Source organism: Bifidobacterium moraviense (assembly GCF_012932365.1).
GTDB classification, from domain to species: Bacteria; Actinomycetota; Actinomycetes; order Actinomycetales; family Bifidobacteriaceae; genus Bifidobacterium; species Bifidobacterium moraviense.
Genome location: NZ_JAAIIH010000011.1, coordinates 63,106 through 81,062 on the forward strand (window position 1 = coordinate 63,106; position 17,957 = coordinate 81,062).

Below are 17,957 nucleotides of genomic sequence, written 5' to 3' on the forward strand. Positions count from 1 at the left end.
TCGCAGATTGGGCAAAACCGACCATCCTGAAGAACCGCCGATACGCAGATTTGGCAGAACTTGTCTCGGAGAGGACCGAAATCGCCTCTCCGAGACAAGTTCTGCCAAATCTGCGTATACGGGCATGGTTGCGATGGTCAGTTCTGCCAAATCTGCGTATGAGGGCTCGCCCGCGGTGGTCGGTTCCGCGCAATCCGCGCATGTGGGCATGGTTGCGATGGTCAGTTCCGCCAAATCTGCGTGCGCGGACGGCGGAATGCGCGCACTCAGAAGAAGGGACCCTTCTTCTGAGTGCCCGCCCGCGGAAGACACCGTCCGCCGGCATGAGCGGCACTTTGAGGAACCGCGGAATCAAGCCGATTTCGGTGTGCCGGCAACGCCGGAATGGCCGCGTCTACCCGGAAGGCGCACTCAGAAGAAGGGTCCCTTCTTCTGAGTGCGCGGCCGCAACGCAACAACGGATAATGCACATGCGATCGGCAGCGCGAACTATCCACGACGAATACATACGGCGAATGTCTGCGGCACCTGCACGCGAGCCCAGATCCAACCACGACCGGAACTACGGCCGTGTCGGTCCCAGCGCACCGACTCAGCGCACCGGCGCGCCGCGCGTCAGGCGTCGGCGGCGACGTTGGGCTGCAGGCCGATCGAGCGCTCCACGGCGTTCGTCTGCCCGCACACGGCCAGCCAGTTGGCCAGCAGACGGTAGCCGTCCTGCGTCATCACGGATTCGGGGTGGAACTGCACGGCGTACATCGGCTTGTCCTTGACCTTGAGTCCCTGCACGATGTGATCGCCCTTGGTCCACGCGGTGAGCACGAGCGTGTCCGGGATCGAATCGGGCTCCACGGCCAGCGAATGGTAGCGCGTGGCGGTCATCGGATTGGCCACGCCGGCGAAGATCTCGTCGTCGATGTGCTCCACCTCGCTGGTCTTGCCGTGCATGATGGTGGGCGCGTGGCTCACGGTGGCGCCGAACACCTCGGCGAGCGCCTGCATGCCCAGGCAGACGCCGAACATCGGCTTGCCGGTCGCGGCGCACAGGCGGATCATGTCCTCGCTGGCGCCGGACTCCGCGGGCGCGCCCGGGCCGGGGCTGATGAGCACGCCGTCGTAGCCGTCGAGCACGCCGGGCCTGGCCGGGTCGATCGCGTCGTTGCGCACCACGTCCACCGTGGCGCCGAGGGTCTTGAGGTACCCGACGATGGTGTAGACGAACGAGTCGTAGTTGTCGATGACGAGGATGCGCGCGGAATCAGTCATAGGGCCACTCTAGCCCCACGAGGCGCCGCGCGCGTAACGCGGACGGCATAACGCGAGACGCCCGCCGCACGCTACTGCACCGCCACGTACGTGCTCATGGCCTGCAGGATCGGTATGTTGGCCGCAGCCCACGGGAACGCCCATTCGAACAGCGCCGCGCCCGCCGCCGTGAACAGCAGCGCCGCGAGCACGATCCGCACCGGCAGAGGCCCGGGCTGGCGGCGCATCAGCCACCCGTAGAGGCTCGCGTCCGGCCGCCGGCGCGCACCCGAGCGGATGGCGCGCAGCATCGGGTAGCGCCACGCCACCAGCGCGGCCACGTAGATCACCGCGTACGCCACGAGCAGCCACGCCACCACGGGCCTGAGCGAATCGAGGCGTGCCAGCGGCGACGGCGTCTCGTTCACGGCGAAGCGCACCTGCCCGGAGGCGTCCGTGGCGGCGAGCTCCTTGGGCACGCCGTCGGACACCTTGGCCCAGTAGTCGAACGTGCCCCAGCTGATCCAGCGGTGCGTGGCCGGCGTGGGGCTGTAGCGCGGCTCGCAGGTGGTGAGCGTAACGTACCGACCGTTCTGGGCCGGGTAGGCGCCGTACGACGACGGGTCCGCGGTCACCACGCCCACGTCGGTGGGGACGGTGATCTTGTGGTTCGTGTAGCGGTAGACGTACCAGTAGTCCTGCGTGCGGATGATGATCGGGTCGCCCTCCTGCAGCTGGTCCACGTACGCGAGCGGTTCGCCGTAGCCCGCGCGGTGCCCGGCGACGGCGAAGTTGCCGGTCTGCCCGGGGAGCTGCGATGTGGGATAGTGTCCCAGACCGTGGCGCGCCAGCTGTTCGGCGTCCACGCCCTCCACGATGTTGCGCTGCCAGTTGGTGCCGAACCGCGGGATGTACAGCTGCGCGATGAGGTCGCCGCTGCCGGGGTCCTGCGGCTGCGCGGGCGGGTCGCCCTCCTGCGCCGCGGCGATGGTCACGGTGCCGCCGCCGTTGCCCGCGGCCGGGTCCGACCATGAGACGCTCTGGCGCGTGGCCAGCTGCGTGCGCTCCGATTCGACGCCCGTCCACCACATCTGCCACGCCACGTACAGGCCGCACACCACGGCCAGCGTGAGCAGGATCTCGCCGACGATCCCCACCGCCTGCAGGCCGGGGCTGCGGCGTTCCGCGCCGCCGTCGGTTCCGACGCCGCCGACGCGGATGTTGCGGCCGCTGCCGCCGCTGCCGTGCCGTGCCATCAGCGATCCTTTCCGTCGGTGGTGTCCTGGGAGGCGGTGTCCTGGGAGGCGGAGGCGGACGGCGTCGCGCCGTCGCTCGGCGTCGCACCTGAAGCAGCGCCCGCGCTCGCATTGTCGCTCGCACCATCGCTCGGCGAGGCGCTCGCCGCGGCGCCCGTGTCGGACGGGATCACCGCCGCGTACTTGAGCTGCGAGGTCTGCAGCGTGGCCTTGGGGAAGTCGAGCCTGTCCACGGTCTGCACCTTCCAGCCCAGGCCGTAGACCTTCACGTAGTCCTTGTAGATGCGGATCGCGTCGGAGGAGTCGAGCGCAGACAGCATCGACTGCGCGCCGCCGATCGCGGAGACCGTGTACGGGGGCGCGTACTTCTTGTCCTCCAGCAGCAGCGTGTTGCCCACGCAGCGCACGGCCGTGGTGGGGCGCACGCGCTGGTCCATGATCATCATCGCCTCGGCGCCGCCCGCCCACAGCGCGTTGACCACGGCCTCGATGTCCTGCTGGTGGATCACGTACGCGTCCACGTGCTGCGGGTCGTTCGCGGCCTGCTCGCGCAGCGGGGAGTCGTCGAGCGTCACGGTGACGCCGGGGCCGCTCAGGGCGCTCAGCATCGTGTTCAGGCCGGAGTCGGCGTCGGTGCCGGAGGAGGACGACGATCCCGAACCGTCGTCCACGAGCACCTTGAGCGCGTCGATCTGCGACGAGAGGTCGTTCACCTCGCCGCTGAGCCGCTCCATGCGCGAGACCTGCTCCTCCACCATGCCCGCGGTGTCCGTGGCGTAGTACGCGGTGCGGTTGAGGCGCACGTTGACGGCGAGCAGCCAGCCCGTCATGGCGAGGATGAGCACCACGGCCACCGACGCCAGCCACGACCGGCGCACGCCGTGCCTGCCGCGTGATGCCCTGCGTGCCATGTTCCGCCCCGCCTTTCCGCTTCGCCGTCCATCTGGCGCCCGTCCGGCCGTTCGCTTGTCCGGCTGTCCGTCCGCTTGGAACCCCGACGTTCCACCCGGACGGGTAAGGTCTGTAAGGTCTTTCCATATCGCCCATGCGGTCGCCGCTTTCGAGTCTAACCGCTAGTATGACGTATTAGCCTATAAAAGGAGACACACTGATGGCAGAGCAAGAGCTCCACGATACCGACGCGGAGGCCCAGAAGGACTGGCAGGATGCCGCCGACGACGCGGACGTGGCCGAGGACGAGCAGCGCGAGGGCGCCGAGAACGACGCCAAGGATGACGCCGATGACGCCAAGGGCGAACACGACGAGGCCAAGGACGACGACTCCTCCAAGGACGAGGACGATGACTTCGGCGTGCCGATGGACAAGGTCGAGGCGATCCTGAACGCCACGGCGGACAAGGCCTCCCTGAACCCGCAGATGCAGCGCATGATGGCGCGTCAGGCGGAGAACACCAAGCGCGTCGAGGAGTCCATCAAGGGCACCAAGGCGAACCCGGGCTGGTTCGTGCCGCTGTTCTGCGCGCTCATGATCATCGGTCTGGTGTGGGCCGTGGTCTACTACCTGACCTACGACTACCCGATTCCGAACATCGGCGCCTGGAACCTGGCCATCGCGTTCGCGATCATCATGGCCGGCTTCCTCATGACGATGTGGTGGCGCTGACCGGCTCTGCCGTCGGCGATAGCGGCCGAAACGTCGCACGCCATCACCTATACTTGCAATCCCACGGGTCGCGCATCATGTTGCGCGACCCGTTTTTCGTACCTGCGGCACGGCACGTTCGCGCCTGCGGCGTCGCGCGTTCACGTTAACGGTGCCGCATGCCGCCATACCGCATATCGTCCTACAGTGCATTTCTGCCAATCCTTGGCATGCAAATCGCAAGGATCGGCAGAAATGCACTGTAGAAACCCACTTGCGCCCTCTATGAGCGCAGATCTGCCAATTCTTGCAAAACTCGTGCCAAGGATCGGCAGAAATGCACGGGCGGGGATGATGGGCGGTGGCGAGTTGCGGCACGACAGAATCAGGATCGCGGTTTCACCGTGCTCGGGCTGGGGAGAGCGTGGTGCCGCTGCTGGATCGTCTGATGGGGATGCCGGCCGTATCCGGCGCCGGATCGGCGGCGACAGCGTCAGCCAGAAGTCATGCACGGTGGATAACTCGGGTGTGGATTCGGGCCAATCCATCCACTGTGGATAAGTCGACTACGTTGTGCACCGGCTGCAGCGCTGTATCGCAACGTCGTCGGCTGTGCACAACCGTCGAATCGACACCCGCAATCCACGACTTATCCACCGAGATACGCCCAATATCCACGGGATAACTGTGGATATCCACTACTTATCCCCCTGTTATCCACAGAGTTGCTCACACATTGTGGATAATCACATGGGTGTAGTTTGCGTGCAGCGGCCCGTCGCCGATCGGCATGATGGCGAACCGCGGCGACGCGCAACCCGCCACCGTCACCGCCGCCACCAACAGCCTGCCGCGGTCAGCCCAGTCAGCCCCAGAGCCCCGCGAACGGGTTCGCCATCGCGCACAGCACGATCACCGCAACCACCGCCACGCCGACCACGACCCCGTACACCGCCGTGCGCACGCCGATCGACCGCCCGCGCAGCGCGCGCACCCCGGACGTGAGCAGCAGTGCGAACGCACCGCCCACCACGAAGCCGCCCACGTGCGCCTGCCACGCGATGTTCGGCACCACAAGCGGCATCGCGAAGTTGATGGCCATCCACACCAGCATCGAGCGAATGTCCGCACCCACGCGCCGGAACGCCACCAGCATCGCCGCGAACAGGCCGAACAGCGCGCCGGACGCACCGTACGCCGCCGTCATCCAGCCGTACCCGCCCGGCACCGCCACGGCCCAGACCATGAGCCCCATGCCACCGCCCAGCCCGGAGAGCACGTACAGCGCCAGATACGCCCAATGTCCCATCAGGCGCTCCAGCAGCGGCCCCACGCTCCACAGCGTGAGCATGTTGAACAGGATGTGCCACACGCCCGGCTCGTGCAGGAACATGGACGTGACGAGCGTCCACGGACGGTCGGCCACGGTGAGCGGGCTGAACATGCCGGCGCCCAGCATCGCGCGCAGCAGCCCCGGCGCGAACAGGCGCAGCACGATCTCCACCGCCCACGCCGCCACGCACAGCGCCATCAGCACCTCGGTGACCACGGGGTCGCCGGAGCGCCACTGGTAGCGCAAGGCGCGACGGTCGAACAGATCGCGCAGGCGGGGCGTATTGGGAAACAGGCTGAAACGTCCGGTATTCATGCCCAACACTGTAGCGGACCGCGGCGGACGGGCCACGGACGGACGGCAAACAGACCACAGAGGGATGCGCGACGAACGGCGGACGAACGACCTGCCGACGGCGCGAAACCAACGACGCGAAACCAACGACTCGGACGCCACGCGGACGACGAACGCCACGCGGACGACGGACGCGCTGCGGAACCACAAGGAGGACTTCGGCGGCGCACCGACCACCGGCATGTCGATCACCGGAGCACACCGACCACCGGAAAGTGCGGACGTCCTCTCCGGCGTTCCGCCGCCGCGTCTCATTTCCCGCGCCCGACACGCAACCGCCACAAACCATCTCCTATGATGGTGCCTAGCATTTGGCTTGGATGGGCAGGCCAACACATGTGGGAAAGGAGCCGTCATGGAGAACAAGTCCTCGAACGGTTGGAAGTTCTTTGCGTTGCTTTTCGGCGCCCTGCTGGCCGCCGTCGCCGCGCTCTACATCTACAAGCAGCAGAACCCGGACTACGATCCGTGGGAGGAGCCGTGGGAGAACAGCTCCTCGCCGGTCGACCTCGGCCTGACGAAGGACAAGGGCGAGGACGACGATGAGGCCGCTCCGGCCACGGACGAGGCGCCCGCTGCCGAGGCCGAGTGAGCCGACCGCGCGGATGATCCGCGCACGATCCGCATACGATCGCGTATTGCGATGCGGGGTCACGTGGCGTGTGCGCGATGTGCGCCGTGATGCATGACACATGACGACCGGTGCGCGCGGCGATCGGCGTTCGCGTCGCGCACCGCAGAAAGCGCACGTCGCGTGACTGCGTGACCGCGTGATGCGTGAGCGTCGCGCGACGCACATGCGGCGTACATGACGCGCCGACGATCGACGCATCGCGTGCGTTCGATCCGGTATGCATCAATCGACCGAGGGCCGCGTCCATACGAAGGGTATGGACGCGGCCCTTTCGCGTGCGCGTCATGCGACGCGGCCGTCACGCATCACGTGCCGTACCCACGGCGCCACGCAACGCCTCGCCACGCACGCATCGCCCCCCCTTGCCACGCCACATCGCCGCGTCCCACATGTTCGCGCGCCGCCCACATATCGTGCAACCACCGGCACGCGCCTTACAGTCCCATAACACGCGTCCATACAATGGGAACCGGTCGGCGGCGCCCAAGCCCTGCGCGCCCGTGCCCCGCCCAGCCCCCGAAGCAAAGCAAGACACCACAAGAGACCAAGAGACAACGGAGCTGTACCCGTGCAAGTATTTGAACTGATCCTCTGCGTGCTGGCGGCCGTGCTGGTCTCCTCGTTCGTCAGCCGCTTCATCCCGCGCGTCTCCACGCCGCTCGTGCAGATCGCGCTGGGACTGGTGGCCGCATACCTGCCGTTCTTCCCCGAGGTGGACCTCAACCCGGAGCTGTTCCTGATCCTGTTCATCGCCCCGCTGCTGTACGAGGAGGCGCACAGCATCGACAAGTCGGCGCTGCTCAAGACCATGAAGCTCTCCCTTTCGCTCGCCATCGGACTCGCCGCAGCCACCATGGCCGCCGTCGGATTCGCGCTGCACGCCGCATGGCCCGCCGTGCCGCTGGCCGCCGCGCTCGCGCTCGGTGCCGCGCTCGGACCCACCGACGCCGTGGCCGTGAGCTCCCTGGGACGCGAGGCGTCGCTCACCATGCGCCAGACCGCCGTGCTCAAGGGCGAATCGCTGTTCAACGACGCCACCGGCATCGTGGGCTTCCAGTTCGCCATCGCCGCCGCCGTCACCGGCACGTTCAAGTTCGGCGAGGCGCTGGGCGACTTCATCGTCGCGTTCATCGGCGGCACCGTGCTGGGCATGATCTTCGGCGTGGTGGTCAACTGGCTGTTCGAGACGTTCCGGCGCCTGGGCTGGGAGACCACCACCACGCGCATCCTCATGGAGATCTTCCTGCCGTTCCTGCTGTACCTGAGCGCGGAGATGATGCAGGTCTCCGGCATCCTCACCGTGGTGGCGGCCGGCCTGATCATCCGGTTCGACCGCACCGGCGTGGGCCCCAACGTGGCACGCACCAACATCGTCTCCTCGAGCGTGTGGTCGGTGATCGCGTTCAGCCTCAACGGCTCCGTGTTCATCCTGCTCGGCATGCAGCTGCCCAGCGCCATGCAGAAGAGCTGGGCGGACCCGAACATCAGCAACTGGATGCTGGTGGGGCTGATCCTGCTCACCACGGCCGTGGTGGTGGGCATGCGGTTCGTGTGGGTGGCGGCCATGCTGCGGCTCGCCAAGGACGAGAAGACCGCGCAGCGCCGCCCGATGACGCCCGAACGCTGGCGCAGCGCGGCCGTGATGACCGTGGGCGGACCCAAGGGCACCATCACGCTCTCGCTGATGTTCACCATCCCGTACTGGATCGAATACGGCGACGAGTTCCCCATGCGCAACGACCTCATCTTCATCGCGTCGGGCGTCATCATTCTCACGCTCGCCATGGCGAACTTCATCCTGCCGCTGCTCGCGCCCAACCGCCACAAGGACTACTCGGCCGAGCACAACGCCATCATCATCGAAGTGCTGCGCCGCACCATCGAGGAACTCAGCGACAAGGTCACGCCGGAGAACCGCCGCGCCACGCAGATGGTCGTCAGCTCGTACACGCAGCGCATCGGACGCCTCCAGCAGCGCATGGGCGGCCCCGACTCGCGCGACCTCGACCGACTGCAGGCGCAGGCGCTCAAGTGGGAGCACGACTACATCGACCAGCAGCTCAAGCGCATCAAGGCGCACGAGCCCACGCCCGACGGCGAGGAGGACATCGCCGAGGAGGCCTGCGACCAGCTGCTCGAACAGATCTCCACCGCGCTGGAGCACCTCGGCAGCATCGATGAGAACGAGAGCCGCGCGCACGTGGCATGGCGCCACGTCCACCGGCGCCTGAGCTCCATGACCCGCCGCGCGCACAACCTCGCCAAGCGCGTGGAGAACCGCGTGCGCCGCACCGCGCCGCTGATCAGCGACGACGAGATGTTCGCGCACACGCGCCGGCTGCAGGTGGCCGCGATCGACTACACGATCAACAAGCTCTACGGCGAACTGGGCTCCGGACGCTTCAAGACGGAGAACGTCTCCGGCATGATCATCGACTACCAGCGCGCCAAGGCGGCACTGCAGGCGCGGCCGAACGTGGGCTACAGCGCCCGCGCGCAGAACCAGGCCGAAGAGATCAAGAAGCAGAGCTACGCGATCGAGCTGCGCATCATCCAGGACATGGCCGACCAGGGCGAGATCAGCCGCACCGAGGCCAGAAACCTGAGACGCAACGTGTACGTGATGCAGGTCGACGCCGACTCCGGCGTCTGAGCCTGCATCCTTCGCGGCTTTGGCGGCATGTTGGGATCCGCAGCGCCAACGATGCGTGCATATCTGCCGATCCTTGGCACGCGAATTGCAAGGATCGGCAGATATGCACTTTCATAGCGCCTGGAGGCCCTCTCAGAGCGCATATCTGCCGATTCCTGCCATATCGATGCCGATCCTTGGCAGATGTGCGTAGTGAGCTATCGTCCCGGCCGCGCACATTGCCAAGGATCGGCAGAATCGCATAGCGGACGCCGATCGCATTCACGCGGATCACGCCGGGCACATCACGCCGATCGCATCACGCATGTCGCGTCATGATGCGCGGCGAGCGGATCACATCACGCCGGACGCGAGCGCGTTGTTGATCATCCATTCGCGGATGTCGTTGAACTCCTCGAGGTTCACCGCATGGTCGAGCCCGTGGTAGCTCTTGGTCTTGAGCCACGTGTGCTCCTCCAGCCACGCCGCGCAGGCGAACAGCTCGTACTTGGGCACCACGGTCTCGTTCTTGCCGTAGCAGTAGTAGACGGGGATGTCGAGCATTTCGAGGCGGTCGTCGGCGGGCGCGGTTCCGGGCACGCGGCCGGGCGCCAGATACCCCGAGAACGACACGGCCGCCCGGTAGCGCTCCGGGTCGATGCGCAGCAGGTGCACGGCGATCGTGCCGCCCTGCGAGAAGCCGATCGGCACCACTTCGCGCTCGTCCGGCACGTGCTCGCGCACCCAGCGGTCCACGGCCGTGGCCGCCGCGAACACGTCGTAGTCCATGTCGTCGCCGCTCACCAGTTCGTCGTGGAACCACGAGTACGCGCCCGGGATGTACTTGCCCTGCGCCTCCTGCAGCGTGTACGGGGCGCGCAGCGATACGTAGTCGTTGAACGGCGCCACCATCTGGACCAGCTTCTCGGCGTCCTCCTCGTTGGCGCCCCAGCCGTGCAGCGCCAGAAACAGCGGGCGTCCGGGCGCGGACCTGCCGCCGCCCCGCGAAGTGAGCACGTAGGAGTCGTCCACGGTGAACGGATCGCCGAAGCGGCCGGGCACCACCGTGGATTCGCGCCCGATCAGCGGCCTCACGTCATTGTTCTCTTCGTCGTCCATACGTCACCACTATATGCGGGGCGTTGCGGCGCCGATCCGCCGGTTCCGCACCGCAAGTATGACCTTGGTCACGTTGGCGGGAGCCGCGCGCGGGCGGCCGAGCGCGGGCCAAAGCGAGTCGGCATGCGGACTGGCCACAAGCCGGTGCATGGACTTGGTCATCGCCGGCACGCAGGTTGGCACGCGGGTGGCACGCGCTTCGCCGTTGCGCCGGCCTCGAACCGCCGAAGCGCATCGGCGACGCAAGAATAGGCAGTTCGCCGGCGAAAAGTGCTCGTCAGCAACCGATCGCGCCCCACGAATCGAACACTCAGAAGAAGGGTCCCTTCTTCTGAGTGCCCAAGGCGGGAAGACCACCGGAACGCGGGCTGCAGCCGGCGCCGATATTGTTGCAATTCCGCCAATCTCGAATCCCCATGTCGGACATCGCGAGGGTCCGTACTCGAGGTGCGCACTCAGAAGAAGGGACCCTTCTTCTGAGTGCGTGCACCAATGCGTTTTTTATCAACACAGTGTCCATTTAGTGTCTATTCCGCCGCCGCACCGCCGGTCTAAAATTGAGCGAGGAGATATGGAAGACGGCGGAGAGACCGCGCCCGGGGATAATGGCGCGAGACCGGCGGAGGAACGGAAGGTTCGTACGATGAAGACAGGAAAGCAGCTGATCGGGCTCATCGCCGCGGGGGCGAGTGCGCTGGCGCTGTGCATGGGCGCGCCGAACGCAGCGATGGCATCCACCGGGCACGCGGCCCAAGAGACCAGCACGCTCGCGGTCTCGGCCGCGGCCGCGGTGTCCACCGTGCGCGGCGGCGCGCTGTCCGACGCCCTGCAGCAGCTGAGCGGCAAGGCATCGGACGCGCAGAGCGCACAGACCACACAGACCACGCAGCTCAACGAGCAGGTGCGGCAGGACCTGAGCACCATCGGCAAGGATCTGCAGAACCTCGGCACCACGCTGCCGAGCGCCGGCGCAAGCTCCGGCACCAATGCCGGCCCGTCCGCGCAGAACACGTCGGGCACGCCGGCGCAGAACGCCGCGCAGCAGAACGGCACCGCGCAGCAGAGCACGCAGCAGGCCCAGACCGACGGCTCCCGCAGCGCGATTAGCGACCTGCAGCAGTCCATCCAGCACGCACAGGAGATCGCCAAGATCCTGCAGCAGTTCCACGACACCGTCGCCAAGGACATCGACGACGCGTTCGCCAACCTGCAGAGCGACTGGGAGCACCTGCAGAACAACCACGACGCGATGAAGGACGCGCTGCAGCAGGAGCACGACCGTCTGCAGGCCAACATCGACCAGGCCGTGGACCAGCTCATCAAGGACCTCAACGACGCCGGCGAGCACAACGACCAGCTGATCGCCGCCATCCGCCAGATCCACGACGCGATCAAGCAGGACATCGACAACGTGTTCGAGCAGCTGCAGAAGGATCTGGACGACGCCGCCGCGAACCACGACCGCTTCGTGCAGGACCTCCAGGAGGCGCACGACACGCTCAAGGGCGCCATCGACGACGCCTACGACACCCTGCATACCGTGCACGAGCTGATCCACGCGGACGCGCAGGACGCGCAGCAGCACATCAAGGACCTGCTGGCCGACATCAAGGCCGACCACGACGCCCTCAAGCAGTCGCACGACGACTACATCGCGGCGCGCAAGCAGTGGCACGACCAGTTCGCGCAGTCGCTGGCCGACGCGGCGAAGAACGCGGGGAGCGTGACGCCGGGCACGGGCACGGGTGCGACGACGGGCGGCACGAGCGGCACGGGGACCGGCGCGACCGGCGGCGCGACCAACGGATCCGGCGCGACCAGCGGCGCGACGACCGCGTCCGGCGACGACGTGACGCAGGACAACGCCAGGACCACCGCCAGCGAAGCCGCCACGCAGCGCGCGCTCGGCGCCACGGGCGTGGCGGTGTCCGGCGTGTGCGCGCTCGCGCTGGTGCTGGCCGGCGTGGGGTACGCGTTCAAGCGGATCGCCGGGGCGCGGCAGACGGACGGCAAGGGCACCGGCACGGGCGCAGGCAAGGCGGACTGAGCGCGTGGTCGCCCGCGCTGCACGACGGGTCTGTCGCGCGGCGCGGGCGACACGGACTGAGCACGCGCCGACCGCCGATCCTTGGCAATCCTCGGAAACTCGCTGCCCCGCCGTCGCGCCACCCGCTACGATGGTCCGTTGAGGGCGGACCCACATCATCCTGCCGCCCGCCTGCGCGCGGAACGTCAAGACGCCCGGCGCCGCAGGCACGCACGCGACGCACAACGCACAACGCACACGCATGGCGGTCGGCGATCGGCGAGGACGATGCGCCCGGTCGCGCCGCAACCGCGTCCGCGCGCACGGAACGGAACTGAACGAACGAGACCACGGCGAACACGATCGGCACGATCCGCCACGGCGATACGGCAACAAGGGGGCTGGCAACATGGTGTCATTGGGCATCAACACGGTGATGTATCTGGACGCGCTGCAGCAGGGAACGCCGCAGTCCGCGCTGCTCGAAGGCATCGCCACGCATTTCCCGGTGGCCGAGGTGCGCCGCGAGTTCATCGCCGGCGGCAACGAGACGGATCCGGCGTTCGCGGACGAGATCGAGGCGATCCGCCACGGCGTGCGCATGTTCAACCTGCGTCTGTACTACTCGGTGCCTGAGGACTTCTGCACGGACGGCAAGGTCAACCCGAATCTGGAGCGTTACCTGCGCGAGGCCAACGAGATGACCGCGCAGGGCATGAAGTTCGCCGTGGGCGACGTGCCGAACACGCCGCTGGAGACGCTGCGCGAAGCGGCGGCGCTGATCGACCGCTACGGGGTGAGCGTGACCGTGGAGAACGACCAGTCCGCGACGCACGGCAGCCTGGAGTGGGCGCTCGCGTCCATGCGGCGCCTGCGCGAGGCCGACGCCAGCGCGATCGGCTTCTGCTACGACTGCGGCAACTGGGCGTGGGCCGGCGTGAACCCGGACGACGCGTTCGACGCGCTGATGGACATCGAGGCGATCGGCGAATACCAGATCAAGAACGTGCGATTCGAAGGCGGCGCGGGCGGTGCCGAGGATGGCGGCGAGGGCGCGCATCCGACGCCGTCGCTGCTGAACGACGGCGTGGTGGACTGGGCGGCGCAGGTGCGGCGGCTGCCGGCGGACGTGCCGGTGACGCTGGAGTACCCGGCGCCGATCGAGCGGATCGACGACGAGGTGGCGACCGCCAAGCGCGCGCTGGCGTAGCGCGTCGCGGGGCGCGAGCCGCGGGGCGTGCGACGGGACACGCACGACAGGACACGCGCGACCGGGTACGTAACCGTAACGAGGCCGGACTTCCGAGGCTTCCGGACATCGGGCTCTACGCATCGGATCCGCTCATTCCGCATGCTTCCTTGCATGGAATGAGCAGATCGGATGCCGCGTATCGTCAGAATGAGCGAATCCGATGCGGGGCGCCGGTTTTGGCCCCTGTCAGGCATCGGATCTGCTCATTGTGCGACGATGGCGGCACGGAATGAGCAGATCGGATGCGGGAGCGGACCGATCACCCGGTGCCGATTCAGCCTGCTCCGATCAGCCCGCTCCAGCACTCCGAGCGATCAAAGTACGACAAAGGGCGCCCCGCAGGACGCCCCCAAGTCAAGCGCGCATCGGCCGAAATCGGCAATCGGCAATCGGCAATCGAAATCAGCCAAGCCCAATCGCACTCGCGCGAATCACACGCGAATCACGAGAGTGCGAATCACGCGTAGATGTTGCGCGGACGCATGTCGGCCGGCAGGCCCTCGAGCAGATGCGTCACCGAGCGCGACTCGAACACCGAGCGGATGCCGGCGGCCAGCAGCGGCGCCACGGACAGCACGGTCATGTTGGGCAGACGCTTCTCCTCCGGCACCGGAACCGTGTCCATGAGCACGATCTCGCGCGCGCCGCACTGCGACAGGCGCTCCACGGCCGGACCGGACAGCAGGCCGTGCGTGGCCACCAGCGTGACGGACTTCGCGCCCGCGTTGCGCAGCGTGCGGACGGCCTCGCAGATGGTGCCGGCGGTGTCGATCATGTCGTCCACCACCACGCAGTCGCGGCCGATCACGTCGCCGATGATGCCGTGCGCCTCCGCGTGGTTGGGGCGCGTGATGTCGCGGCTCTTGTGGATGAACGCGAGCGGCAGGTTGCCCAGACGCGCGGCCCACTGCTCGGAGACCTTGATGCGCCCGGCGTCCGGGGAGACCATCGTGGCGTTCTCCAGCGGCACGTGCGTGCGCACGTAGTCCAGCAGCACCGGCGTGGCGGTGAGGTGGTCGACCGGGCCGTCGAAGAAGCCCTGCTCCTGCGAGGCGTGCAGGTCCACGGTCATGATGCGGTCCGCGCCGGCCTTGCGGAACAGGTCGAACATGAGGCGCGCGGTGATGGGCTCGCGTCCCTGATGCTTCTTGTCCTGACGCGAGTAGCCGAAGAACGGGGCGACCACGGTGATGGAGCGGGCCGACGCGCGCTTGAGGGCGTCGATCATGATGAGCTGCTCCATGATCCACTTGTTCACGTCGCCGTAGTGCGACTGGATGACGAACACGTCCTCGCCGCGCACCGGCTGGGTGAATCGCACGTACATCTCGCCGTTCGCGAAGTCGTACGCCGTGGTGGGGAACAGCTCCACGCCGAGGCAGCGCGCCACTTCCTGGCCAAGCTCGGGGTACGACCGTCCCGTGACCACCGCCAGACGCTTCTCGGGGACGCCTTCCAGGACTGCCGACATACGACCTCCGCTTCGTTGTGTTTTGGTATCGCCGGGTCTCCACTATAGACGCAGGCATGGCCCGTGGCGAAGGCCCGTGCCAGCACGTGCACGGACCGCACGCACGGACGTATGCACGGACGCGTGCATGGACGCGTCTACGCGCGCTTGGCGAATGCGGGCGTGATCTTGACGGCCACGTACAGCGACCGGATCAGCAGGAACCCAAGGTACGCGGCGAACAGGTACTGGCCCACCACGGGGCTCACCGCGCCGGCGATCCACGTGCCGAACGGGGTGACGCACGCCGCCACGACGCCGATGATCAGACCGGCCTTGAAGTGCACCATCCTGCGCTTGACGTTGGCGACGGTGGTCGTGATGGAATTGGGGAACATGGCGAGCAGCGACGTGCCGCGCGCGATCAGATCGGAAGCGCCGAAGATGATCGACAGCGACGGCACCGCGAGCGCGCCGCCGCCGATGCCGAGCAGGCCGGCGAGCACGCCGATCACCACGCCCAGCAGCGCCAGGCCGATGCCGGTGGTCACGGACATGTCGATGACGGTATCGCGCGACGGCGTGAAGATGAGCTGGTTGACGATCACGAACACCAGGAACACCACGAACACCCAGCGCAGCACCAGCTCGGGCAGCTTGGCCAGCAGCCAGCTGCCGATCTGCCCGCCCACGAACATGCCGCAGAACAGCAGCAGCGCGGCCAGCCAGTCCACGTTGCCGTTGAGCGCGTACGAGACCACGCCGGAGATGGACGTGGGGATGATGGCGAGCATGGACGTGGCCGCGGCGTGACGCTGCGTGAGGCCCAGCCACACCAGCGCGGGCACGATCACCGTGCCGCCGCCGATGCCGAACAGGCCGGACAGGACGCCCACCAGCACGCCCACGACCACCAGCACCACGATGCCGCGCGGCGACTCGTCGAGCTTGTTCTCCTCCTGAGTCCCCGCTGCGGAGACCTCCGCGTTTCCCGTTGCAGCCATCTGCCTCACCGTTCCTCGTCTCGTACGTTCCCTGTGCGTCTCCGCGGGAGGCCTCGATCGGACGGTCCCGTCAGACAGCCTCAGTCTAGCCGCCCACGTCCGCGCACGTCCGCGCACGTCCGCGCAGGGTCCATCATCGCAACATTGCGATTTCCGGACACGCCAACGACTCCGATCATCGCAACGTTGCGACGACCGACCATCGCCCCATCGAAGAGCGACGCACGCTCCCCCACGATGGCGCATCGTCGCAACGTTGCGACGCGGAACCGGCACTCCTGATCGTCTTCAAGCGCGATCGAAGCCCCCCCGGCGATCGACCGATCGACGCTTCAAGACCAATCGACCAATCGGACCAACCCTCTCCAAAGGTCCGATCCGCCCAATACGGAGCCGCTCCCGGCAAACGAAGGGCCAGGTTTTCGAAGAAACGGCGGAACCGCAACGGCGCGATCGGAAACCCGGGCCTTCGCTTGCCACGCGGACGCACGCATCAGGGCACCGCATCGCAACGTTGCGACGACCGACCATCGAAGCGACGCACGCGCTCCCCCACGATGGCGCATCATCGCAACGTTGCGATGCGCGGACACGACGAGGACGGGCGCGGGCGAAGGTATGGACGCGACGCATCAGAGTCCGGACAAAGAGAAACCCGGCGGGTGTTTGGGCCGCCGGGCGAGAGAAAGGAGAGAAGAAGAAAGGATTCTGTTATGCGGGAACTGCCGCCCCCGGCCGGTGGAGTGCTGCCTTCCGCCGACAGTTATCAATAAACCACCCCTACCTTGACGCATCGCGCGTTTTTCCTGAGAATCGGCTGAAAATCCCTGAGCGTACCGCGCCGACGCGTCATCGCCCCGTCGCGTCGCGTCCACGGCAACAACGCACACGTCATGCGCCGCGTACCGATGTCGTGCTCCACGCACTATGCGGTACGGCCATGCCGCGCCCGTCCCGTGTCGCGCCCGCTGCACACGTCGCGCATAGCCTCGAGGTATCGTGCGCCGCATACCGATGTCGTGCTCCGCGCCGCCGCACCCGCCGCATCGTGCCGTGCAGCAGCCGTCGCGCTACACTGGGCGATAGTGAGACAAGGCGTCGGCACCGACGTCAGGCGAACGATGCGCCGCGAACGGTGACGACGCGGCGCGACGTCGATCATGCGGCACGCACCCACGCCGCGCACCGCAACCAGAACGCCGCGCACCGCAACCAGAACGTCGCGCGCTGCGCCGCACGCCAGAACGCCACGCGCCGCGCCATCGCGAATCATCGCCGTAAGGAGAATCATGCTGCTGTCCGACCGCGACATCCGAGCCGCCCACGACGAGGGCCACATCTCGCTCGACCCCTGGACGCCCGAGATGGTGCAGCCCGCATCGATCGACGTGCGTCTGGACCGCTACTTCCGCCTGTTCAACAACCACGCGTACACGTACGTGGATCCGGCCGAGAACCAGGGCGCGCTCACCGAGCAGTTCGAAGTGGCCGCCGACGAGCCGTGGATCCTGCACCCCGGCGAGTTCGCGCTCGGCTCCACGTGGGAGTACGTGAAGCTCGATTCGACGATCGCCGCGCGCCTCGAAGGCAAGAGCTCGCTGGGACGCCTCGGCATCCTCACGCATTCCACGGCCGGATTCATCGACCCCGGATTCGAAGGCCACATCACGCTGGAGCTCAGCAACGTCTCCACGCTGCCGGTGAAGCTGTGGCCGGGCATGAAGATCGGACAGATGTGCTTCTTCCAGCTCAGCTCCCCCGCCGAGCATCCGTACGGCTCCAAGGGCACGGGGTCGCATTATCAGGGTCAGCGTGGGCCCACGCCGAGCCGCTCGTACGTGAACTTCTACAAGGCCGACGTCAGCGACTGACGCCCATCCCGTTCGTTCCAGCCTGCGCCCGCGCACGTCGCAGGTTGGAACGAACAAGAGCGCAGGCATAGCACATGACGTGCAGACACATCGCATGAGCAGACACCACACATAGACGAATCCAGTGCGCGGAGCCAATGAAGGCCCCCATCGCACTGGATTCGCTCAATCTGCTGAT

12 protein-coding genes and 1 pseudogene are annotated in these 17,957 nt (G+C 67.1%); 6 read left to right on the forward strand and 7 right to left on the reverse strand.

The features are described 5' to 3' along the window. Positions 1–615 precede the first annotated feature (615 nt). The 3 genes and pseudogenes from G1C96_RS07340 to G1C96_RS07350 form a co-directional block, all read right to left on the reverse strand. The gene (locus G1C96_RS07340; RefSeq protein WP_169275940.1) at positions 616–1,266 is read right to left on the reverse strand and encodes an anthranilate synthase component II; all 651 of its coding nucleotides are present in this window, start codon (positions 1,264–1,266) and stop codon (positions 616–618) included. Positions 1,267–1,337: 71 nt separating this feature from the next. After that, complete coding sequence (locus G1C96_RS07345; protein ID WP_169275941.1) at positions 1,338–2,501, reverse strand: class E sortase; 1,164 nt, start codon at positions 2,499–2,501, stop codon at positions 1,338–1,340. A 155-nt stretch (positions 2,502–2,656) separates the two neighbouring features. Continuing rightward, positions 2,657–3,412, reverse strand: a pseudogene (locus G1C96_RS07350) (DUF881 domain-containing protein); the annotation flags it as partial. A 200-nt stretch (positions 3,413–3,612) separates the two neighbouring features. Here G1C96_RS07350 and crgA point away from each other — a divergent pair. Beyond that, positions 3,613–4,125, forward strand: coding sequence for a cell division protein CrgA (crgA, locus tag G1C96_RS07355; protein WP_169275943.1), 513 nt, complete (start codon positions 3,613–3,615; stop codon positions 4,123–4,125). Between the two features lie 844 nt (positions 4,126–4,969). Here crgA and G1C96_RS07360 read toward each other — a convergent pair. Then, positions 4,970–5,752, reverse strand: a complete 783-nt coding sequence (locus G1C96_RS07360; protein WP_169275944.1) for a rhomboid family intramembrane serine protease — start codon at positions 5,750–5,752, stop codon at positions 4,970–4,972. 394 nt (positions 5,753–6,146) lie between these two features. Between G1C96_RS07360 and G1C96_RS07365 the strand changes: the two genes are divergently transcribed. Both G1C96_RS07365 and G1C96_RS07370 read left to right on the forward strand, forming a co-directional pair. Then, positions 6,147–6,383 carry a hypothetical protein gene (locus tag G1C96_RS07365; protein ID WP_169275945.1) on the forward strand — a complete coding sequence of 79 codons (237 nt, stop codon included), beginning with the start codon at positions 6,147–6,149 and terminating at the stop codon, positions 6,381–6,383. A 610-nt stretch (positions 6,384–6,993) separates the two neighbouring features. Further along, positions 6,994–9,078, forward strand: a complete 2,085-nt coding sequence (locus G1C96_RS07370; protein ID WP_169275946.1) for a cation:proton antiporter — start codon at positions 6,994–6,996, stop codon at positions 9,076–9,078. Between the two features lie 333 nt (positions 9,079–9,411). Here the strand turns inward: G1C96_RS07370 and G1C96_RS07375 are convergent, their stop codons facing one another. Then, positions 9,412–10,176 (reverse strand): alpha/beta hydrolase, encoded by a 765-nt coding sequence (locus G1C96_RS07375; protein ID WP_169275947.1) that lies wholly within the window; start codon positions 10,174–10,176, stop codon positions 9,412–9,414. A 643-nt stretch (positions 10,177–10,819) separates the two neighbouring features. On the opposite strand from G1C96_RS07375, the gene G1C96_RS07380 reads away from it, so the two are divergent. Beyond that, positions 10,820–12,223: an apolipoprotein A1/A4/E family protein gene (locus G1C96_RS07380; RefSeq protein WP_169275948.1), complete on the forward strand. Its 1,404-nt coding sequence runs from the start codon at positions 10,820–10,822 to the stop codon at positions 12,221–12,223. A gap of 388 nt (positions 12,224–12,611) precedes the next feature. Then, positions 12,612–13,412 carry a sugar phosphate isomerase/epimerase family protein gene (locus G1C96_RS07385; protein ID WP_169275949.1) on the forward strand — a complete coding sequence of 267 codons (801 nt, stop codon included), beginning with the start codon at positions 12,612–12,614 and terminating at the stop codon, positions 13,410–13,412. A gap of 499 nt (positions 13,413–13,911) precedes the next feature. On the opposite strand, the gene G1C96_RS07390 is transcribed toward G1C96_RS07385, so the two are convergent. Next, on the reverse strand, positions 13,912–14,925 hold the full coding sequence (locus G1C96_RS07390; protein ID WP_169275950.1) for a ribose-phosphate diphosphokinase: 1,014 nt from the start codon (positions 14,923–14,925) through the stop codon (positions 13,912–13,914). Positions 14,926–15,062: 137 nt separating this feature from the next. After that, positions 15,063–15,908 (reverse strand): sulfite exporter TauE/SafE family protein, encoded by an 846-nt coding sequence (locus tag G1C96_RS07395; RefSeq protein WP_169275951.1) that lies wholly within the window; start codon positions 15,906–15,908, stop codon positions 15,063–15,065. Positions 15,909–17,197: 1,289 nt separating this feature from the next. Here G1C96_RS07395 and dcd point away from each other — a divergent pair. Further along, positions 17,198–17,779, forward strand: a complete 582-nt coding sequence (gene dcd, locus G1C96_RS07400) for a dCTP deaminase (protein WP_169275952.1) — start codon at positions 17,198–17,200, stop codon at positions 17,777–17,779. Positions 17,780–17,957 lie beyond the last annotated feature (178 nt).